Below are 8,202 nucleotides of genomic sequence, written 5' to 3'. Positions count from 1 at the left end.
ATCGAGACCGCACCTGCATTGCCGGGAGTGGGGAAACGAGTTTCAAAATTTTCCATATATCCACCCGCTCGTAAAAAATCTCCATTGTTTTGAACTGTGTAAATACTTGGCCCTCCATCTTTACCGCTAGCATATCTGGGGCTAAACCTGTGTTCGATAGAAATTGCAAGTCCAGAACCGTTTGAAACCATGTGCCTCCATCCTCGAGAGGCGGTTTTATGAGTTTCTTTCCTTGTCGGATTTTGAGGATCTCTCAAATCAATTCGATTAAAACCCATAAGGTCGGTGACAAAGGCAAAATCATCTCCGACAAAAAGCCTTCTTCCAATTTGGTTGCCCAATCCAAATTGCCTATATCCGGGTAAAAGTAGATTCCTACGCGGTAGAAATGGCCCATCGTCATTCTTAAATCGTCCCTGTTCGACAGGAAATGAGTTGAGCCGACTATTTGCACTCCGGCCTCTACCACCACTGTTTTCTAGTGCATAAATAGTGTTTTGGCTAAAAGCTAAGTCCTCAATTAAATAATTTATTTTAACCTCATCAATTTTTTGCCCACTAAAAAGATCATAACTTTTAATTTTCCCATTTTCTAATCCGATAAATGCGATCTTACCCGCTACAGCAACCGCGTTTGCAGGAGATTCCTGTGGGATGTTCCATACTTGTGAGGGGCTTTCTAGACTAGTTAGGTCGAGAACAGTCAAACCAGCTGTTCCATCCGCAATGACCAGGTAATTTTCAGACAGGGCAACTTTCCGAACTGAGCCTGGAGTATTATATGTGGATTGTTTGACTGGTCGGACTCCTGATCCAATATCAAAAATGTCCACCCCATTTGGCCCATTACCCAGAATGGCAAGGTCGTTTCCGGTGGTTACAAAATCGGAAAATCCACGAGAGGGAGCAATGGTAGCTAGAATACCAGTAAAAACAGGATTTCCTCCACTTGGGTCGGTACCGTTAAGGATTTCAAAACCGTCTGGTATTCCATCTCCGTCGGTGTCCGGTTGGCTTTTATTAGTACCGACAATCCGTTCACCCCGGTCGCTCAGGTAGTCAAAGTCACTGTCGGGTTTGTCGTCATGACAGAGTGGGATAGGGGGCACCGGACCATTCCCTCCATTGCGGGGGGATATAAAAGTAGTTGAACCAATGACAAGTGTGGTCGGTTCAAGCATCCATGCTTCATACCAGCTGTTGGGTCGTACGATCGCATCATAGGAGCCACCAGTTCCAACCCTAATTCTTTGGGCCGCAATCGGAGGGTCCCGAGTTTCTTCCGCTTCAGAGCCGATTCTCTTTAAGAAAACAAATGATTCTCCTTTGTAAATGTGCAGGTTTCCATTGAGGGTGGCATGGAGGAATTTTTGCCATGCTTGAGCAAATTTTTTGAGCTGGTTATCGAGTCGACTATTTCCTCCAGGGATAGAACGGTATGCTTTTATTGTGGAACTAATTTCCTTTGCAATGAGGGATCGGTCAGTCTGTAAGACATCATGTCCAGAGATTCCTACGGTTTGTCCAATTAATGCGGAGAGTGAAACGGAGTAATTTTCCCATTTACTGATTTGACTCGAAATTTTTGCTTTTGCCCGATTTAAATCGTTTATAAATACCTGATGAGCAGAATTTATCTTGGTCTGAGCGGAACTATTTTTGGACGCGATAATTGCATTGTCTCTTATTGTTGCAGCGGTGCTTGAGAAAGTCGTCCAAAAATCTTCTGAACCAAGCAAGGTCGAAACGGTGCGGGCAATAGTAGCATGACGCTTCGCATCTTTTTCCGCGTGAGTTCGGAATTGTTTCCAGTCGCTACCTCCCGCATTTTGAGTATTACCAAAGCGATTTCCGGCACCGAGTACATCTTTCGTAAAACTAAGGTCACTCTCATTTTGGCCGAAAATGGACTCTTCGATTCCTTCGGACAGCCTACCCAAGTTGGTGAAATCTCCCTCGGTAATTGCCATAGAGGCATGACTCAGTCCACAAGCTCCTTTTTTAGGTTTAGTGATACTGGGCCCTGTCGTAACTGCTTTGCCAAAAACTTGAGCACCTGGAGAAGATCCATGCCATCCAGGTTGTCGAATTCCCACGCCGGGGTCAGTTTCAAGGAATTTACCATCGGCACTTACTGTCATCGGTCCAGAGATTTCCCACACTCCAGTATCGTGGTCAAAACTCCATAAGGCAGATTTTGCACCCGGAGGGAGGTTGTCGACATTGGGAAAGCGTGCGGGTACAGGGATGTCAAAATTGGAAGGGCCATCTGTTTGAATGGTAATGACTAAAGGCATTTTTAAACTTTCGGGCAAAGGTTCGGGCAAACGATCAGGAGCAACGGGAGCCATGCCCACACTTCCACCAGTTGTACCATCGTCTGATTGTAACGAGCCTGGAGGGATGGTAATAGAAGTAGCAGCCAGCATGGACATAAGGTTCGAATCATTTCCATCCAGATATCCCGATGCAAAGGAAATATTTGTTTGCTTTGTGGCATCGACCGGCTTGAGGGCACCTTTTTTTACTAACGGTAAGAATATTTTTCCATCTCTGGGATCTGGTATATAGGTGCCGTTTTCTGCAAACTTTCCGTACTTGGTGGCTTTCACTTTTTTCCCTGGCACGGCTTCCCAGGCCTTCCCCACGAAGGTGTAGTAGTCGCGATTGCGCCATGAGCCTTGCACTAAAGTTTCTCCATTAGGTGCACCCACTAAGCGACCATCGACCATAACAAAAAACCTTCCGATGGGTGCGGAGGTTAACTGGAAACTTCCATTTGAATCGGTAAAGACGCTCATGGCCTCCTCATTTCCTACGACAGTAATGAGAACTCCTGGTAAAGGTTTTTCACCATTCGAATTATCGGAGTCAAAAACTTGACCTTCTACAATAGTGGAGGGGTCACTTGCTTCAACACCTAGAGTCGAAAAAGTCCAAGTTTTAATTCCACCCTCCACGCCGTCTCCATCGACATCAATGCCTCTACCTATAAAATCAGTTAATCCTCCCCCGTTAAGGGTAACGGTTACTTTCGAGTTGGACGGCCAGCGAAAACCGTTCAAGAAAAGTGTAGCCTTCATACGGTCCGAAGAAAGTCTAGGTGAAGTCACTTGCAAGCTATCGCCGGAGTAGGCAAAGAACGCGTCATTAGTTAGCACAGTACCCTGGGCGAGGGGCATATTGAAGTGAATAACAAATTCTCTCGTGAGCGAGATATCACCTTCCCCTGCGTAAGGAAATGTATTAATAATTCCTGCAAAAGGGAGTGACTTGATTGATTCGCGTTTAAAGACAAACTCTAAGGAACTTTCCACATCAAAAGAATTAACGAGACCATCTCCATTAATATCTGCCTGCCATTTCAAAGTCTCAAGTTCGGTTGTAAAACCTGTTCCATGGATATGATTCACCATTTTGATGGTATCAACTAAGTTTACAATTCCATCTCCGTTCATATCTCCAACAATCCGTTGGGTGTTCGAAAACAATTTAAAAATCAATAAAAAGGAAATAAAAACATATAGTAAAACGCGCATAATGTAAATTTTAGATGTTATTTTTTAAATTGTGTCAAGGGTTGTAAAGTGTGATTATAAAAATATAAACCTAACTTTTTCCCATTTTCAATTCCCCTATCGTTTGAAAATCTGTAGTGAATTCCACCATATAGTCTGCTCAATGCTATTTCTTCAGCACAGGAGGAGAAACTATTGAATTCCCTTTTCTGATTTGGAAATTGATCGCTTTGAACTCTAAATTTATATTTATCACTGCCATAAATCTTGGAGAGAATGACAGCGGCGGTTCCTGAAAAAAAACTATGTGCGGATACATATTCTGGATGTGCCGGGCTTTCTAGCAGTGACTCCCATTGTTTGTTTACATACTTTGTAGACTGAGGAAATTGATCAGCAAGACGGATAGCATGTATTGGTCTCCACATATGGTAACGGTACTTACACTCCCAGGCGATGATACCGCTATCCGCGAGTGCAATGTTCAGCATTGCAAAAATTCTAGCTTCATCCAGTAAGCTATACTTCTCTGCCTTACATACTTCTGCCGCAATATCATTCCAATGACCCGGTGGAGTTTGAGTATAACTGAAGTCTTTCCAAAATTGGGCGATAAAAGTTTGTTCAGCCGATCGAATTTGACTGTCTTTACTCCCTAAAATTTTTACTTCTCTCAAGGAATCTAAAAATAGTTTATCTGTGGGATTAGGAGGAGGTGGCGGCATGAATTCATCTAATGACTTAACGGCAAATGTTTTTACTTTTCTCCAATGAGGTTGTTCAGGTGGACGAAAAAAGCTCGGAGTTCTTCTCCATAAACCGGGACTAGTTCTTGGAACATAGGTTACAGTAGTACTTGCCCCATCATTTTTCCTATGTTGTAAAAAAAACCTAGCTACTTTTTGTCCGAATAAAAAGGATTTATGTTTGAGGTCAGAATTTTCTTTCCGTGTGAAATATGCAAGTTTTTCAAAATTTGCAGCTCTTGCGGGGTGAAGGTTCTTTCCAATATAGCTACCACATCCTGCAATCACCGAATTTAAATCCCATGCGTTGAGATCATGATTATGGAACTTTAAATAAGGATGATATTTTTTTTCAAGACTATTTACCGCGTCATGAACTGAGATTGAGAAAATCGCCAAATTTCTAACCATTAGATTTGGTGAAAGAGATTCTTCGCGAACTGCCTTCAAGAACTCTGATCTCCACTCAATGAAATCGGTCGGTTTTCCTAGTAGTGAAATAATGTTTAAACATAATAGAAAAACATAGAATATTTTTTTCATTTTAAAAGTTCGGTAACATCGCTTAATAAGACATCGAATGTAAAAAGTTAAGTGAATTTTTTAGTGTATATAGGTGTACCTATTACTTTTTTCTAGCTTGTTCACAAGAAATAACTGAATTAAAGATTTTATTCACAAAATTCCTTTGTGATTGAACATTTTCGATTCATTCTAATCAAATAGGAATATAAGTCCCTTCCTTATGATTCGTACAGTATTTTTAATCTCATTCCTTTTACTGCATTCTTTTTTTGCTTTTGCAGAAAAGTCTTTCACTCATGATGTCGTGATTTATGGGGGTACCTCGGCCGCAATTAGCGCTGCGGTACAGGTTAAGAAAATGGGAAAGTCAGTGGTGGTGGTTTCTCCTGATCAGTATTTAGGGGGTCTATCAAGTAGTGGTTTAGGATGGACGGATAGTGGAAAGAAAGAGGCAATTGGGGGGATCGCACGTGATTTCTATCATCGAGTATGGAGGCACTACCAGAGTGTTGATTCGTGGAAATGGCAAAAAATGGACGAGTATGGCAATCGAGGGCAGGGTGCACCTGCAATTGATGGTGACCGCAGGACGATGTGGATCTTTGAACCCCATGTTGCTGAATTGATTTTTGAATCATGGGTAAAGGAATATGAATTAGAGGTCTACCGAGAGGAAAGGTTGGACCGAGAAAATGGCGTTCAAAGAAAGGGGGGAGAAATTATCTCAATTTCTACCCTTTCTGGAAATACATACAATGGATCCGCTTTTCTTGATTGTACTTATGAGGGAGACCTTATGGCCTCTGCAGGAGTTAGTTATTTCGTGGGACGAGAAGCGAACTCAGTTTATGGTGAATCGTTAAGTGGTGTGCAGACTAAGAATGCGCGATCCCATCAATTCAAGGCGAAAATTGATCCCTTTATCATTGAAGGGGATCCAAGCAGTGGCTTATTAGCTCGAATTAGTTCGCAGTCTCCTGGCAAAGATGGACAGGGAGATTTTAAAATGCAGGCTTATAACTTTCGTTTGTGTTTAACTCAAGTGGAGGAGAATCGAATTCCATTTCCAAGGCCTGACCAGTACGACCCCACACAGTACGAACTCTTACTGCGGACATTGATTCAGGGTTCCACTCATGTATTTGGGAAGTTTGATCCGGTTCCAAATGCCAAGACAGATACGAATAACCATGGTCCATTCAGCACAGATAATATCGGAATGAATTATCTATACCCAGAAGCGGGTTATCAGGAGCGGGCGGAAATCATCCTCGAGCATGAAAGGTATCAAAAAGGCTACTTTTATTTTTTATGTAATGATCCTCGCGTACCCGAAGATATTCGTAAAAAAATGAACACCTGGGGGTTGGCGAAGGACGAATTTGAATCGAACGGTCACTGGCCGCACCAGATTTATGTACGAGAAGCGAGGCGCATGGTTAGTAATTTCGTAATTACTGAATTAAATCTACGCGGAAAGTCAGATACCCCCCGTTCGATTGGAATGGGGTCTTACACCATGGATTCCCATCATGTTCAGCGCTATGTAGCCAAAGATGAAAACGGCCTGTCGTATGTTCAAAATGAGGGCGATGTACAGGTTCATCCAGGCGGGCCGTATCAAATTTCCTATGGTTCTATTATTCCAAAGGCTGATGAGTGCAGTAATTTGTTGGTTCCGGTTTGTATCTCTTCCTCCCATATCGCATTTGGTTCAATTCGGATGGAACCGGTCTTTATGATTTTAGGCCAGTCTGCAGCGACCGCAGCCGTTCTTGCGATCGAGGAGGAAATTCCCGTTCAGGATATCTCCTACGACAAGTTGAAAACTCGATTGGTGGACGATGGACAAGTGATTGAATTGGAAAAATCAAACCGAGTTGCTTTTGGGCGGGGGATCGATCCCTCCCAAATGAGCGGTCTGGTAGTGGACGGTGCAAATTTAAGTTTCGAGGGGGAGTGGGTCGAAAGTACATCACTCCGTCCTTTTGTGGGCTATTCTTATTTCCATGATGGAAATGGAGGGAAGGGGATGCGATCAGCTTGTTTTCCGTTTAAGGCACCAAAAGAAGGCCGGCACGAAATAATGGTTTCGTATGTAGCTTCAGGAAACCGAGCAGGAAAAGTTAGATATGAAATTAAGGATGAAAAAAAGTTATCTTCTGTTGTCGTAGATCAGAGAAAAGAGGGAAGTACAGATAATTTATGGCATTCATTGGGTTCTTTTGTTTTTAAAAAGGGTGAGAAATATGACCTGAAAGTTTTTAATGAGGATACCGAGGGTTATGTAATTGTGGACGCTGCTCATATTATCCCGCTTGATTAGTAATCAATTGAAATAACATTATTTTGAAACTTTTCTTTTGTTCGTTCGTTTTTAAGGACAGAACACATGCAAAGCGTACCCAATCCTTTATTGTCTCATGGCACTCTACTTGAAATGAGTGAGAATCAAGATCGTGAGAATTGTTTACTGAGCGACGACCAGTTGCTGATGAAAGAAGTTGGGGAAAAATGTCCTGTTGCAATGGAGAAAATAATTACTCGATGGAAGGATGGACTCTTTCGCTTTTTTGATCGTTCACTTCAAAACAAGGCAGACGCGGAGGATTTGACTCAGAAAGTTTTTATTCGGGTATACCAATCAGCTTCTCGATACCAACCGAAGGCAAAATTTTCCACCTACCTTTTCACGATTGCAAGAAATTTACTAATCGATGAAATAAAGAAATCAAACCGTCAGCAAATTTCGAGTTATTCGGATGAATTAATCCAAGGCCAAATCGTGCAGCCAACCAATGAGGCACAAGAATGGAATGAAATACTTAATTTTGCCATGAAGGAGATACCCGAATACTATTCAACCGCATTATTACTGCGCGTACAAAGGGAGCTTAGTTATATGGAAATCGCAGATATTATGAAAGTGTCCGAATCAAGTGTTAAAACTTGGATTCATCGGGCACGCACTCATTTAAGGAAAACTCTTCAAGAATATAGAAAATAAGATGAAAAATAAGAATGATCCTGAAAAGGTAATTGAGGATTTCCTTTCGAATGAAAGTGCATCATTGAATGAAGGATTCACTGAATCACTTCTTGTTGATATTGAGAAACTCGACTTAGAAAATAAATCAGTAAGTCGAGGGGTTCATTATTTCATTCCTTTTGCCTCAATTGGAGTAGCATTTTGTGCATTATTATTTATCATCCCTTTACTCGATTTAGAAGTTACAGTTGATAATCAAGAAAACGTTGCCCTAGAGCCTAACTCCTTACCATCTTACTTAAATGATTCGGAGAAAATAATAATTGAAGATCTCATGGCAATTCCAGAAGAATTGAATGTTCCTGAAAGTTTTTTGAGTGAACAAACCTATGATTTGCTGGTGTTGTTAGATTCCTAATATAAT

Annotated in this window: 5 protein-coding genes; 3 read left to right on the top strand and 2 right to left on the bottom strand. The window is 41.8% G+C overall.

The annotated features are described in order from the left end of the window. Together ACKPQ5_RS00600 and ACKPQ5_RS00595 are read right to left on the bottom strand one after the other, a co-directional pair. Positions 1–3,539, bottom strand: a 3,539-nt coding sequence (locus ACKPQ5_RS00600) for a dockerin type I domain-containing protein (RefSeq protein ID WP_407677143.1), incomplete at its 3' end; no start/stop codon positions are given. Positions 3,540–3,556: 17 nt separating this feature from the next. Beyond that, a complete protein-coding gene (locus ACKPQ5_RS00595) occupies positions 3,557–4,807 on the bottom strand; it encodes a vanadium-dependent haloperoxidase (protein WP_407677142.1) in 1,251 nt (416 codons plus the stop codon). 202 nt (positions 4,808–5,009) lie between these two features. On the opposite strand from ACKPQ5_RS00595, the gene ACKPQ5_RS00590 reads away from it, so the two are divergent. The 3 genes from ACKPQ5_RS00590 (at position 5,010) to ACKPQ5_RS00580 (ending at position 8,196) form a co-directional block, all read left to right on the top strand. After that, the gene (locus tag ACKPQ5_RS00590) at positions 5,010–7,115 is read left to right on the top strand and encodes an FAD-dependent oxidoreductase (RefSeq protein ID WP_407677141.1); all 2,106 of its coding nucleotides are present in this window, start codon (positions 5,010–5,012) and stop codon (positions 7,113–7,115) included. Positions 7,116–7,181: 66 nt separating this feature from the next. Further along, positions 7,182–7,796 (top strand): RNA polymerase sigma factor, encoded by a 615-nt coding sequence (locus tag ACKPQ5_RS00585; RefSeq protein ID WP_407677140.1) that lies wholly within the window; start codon positions 7,182–7,184, stop codon positions 7,794–7,796. 1 nt (position 7,797) lies between these two features. Then, entirely contained in the window at positions 7,798–8,196 is a 399-nt protein-coding gene (locus ACKPQ5_RS00580) for a hypothetical protein (RefSeq protein ID WP_407677139.1), read from the top strand. Positions 8,197–8,202 lie beyond the last annotated feature (6 nt).

The sequence above is a fragment of the Candidatus Seribacter sulfatis genome, assembly GCF_964187635.1.
GTDB classification, from domain to species: domain Bacteria; phylum Verrucomicrobiota; class Verrucomicrobiia; order Opitutales; family Seribacteraceae; genus Seribacter; species Seribacter sulfatis.
The sequence above is the reverse complement of the archived record's forward strand: the minus strand, read 5'-3'. Positions and strand labels throughout refer to the sequence as shown.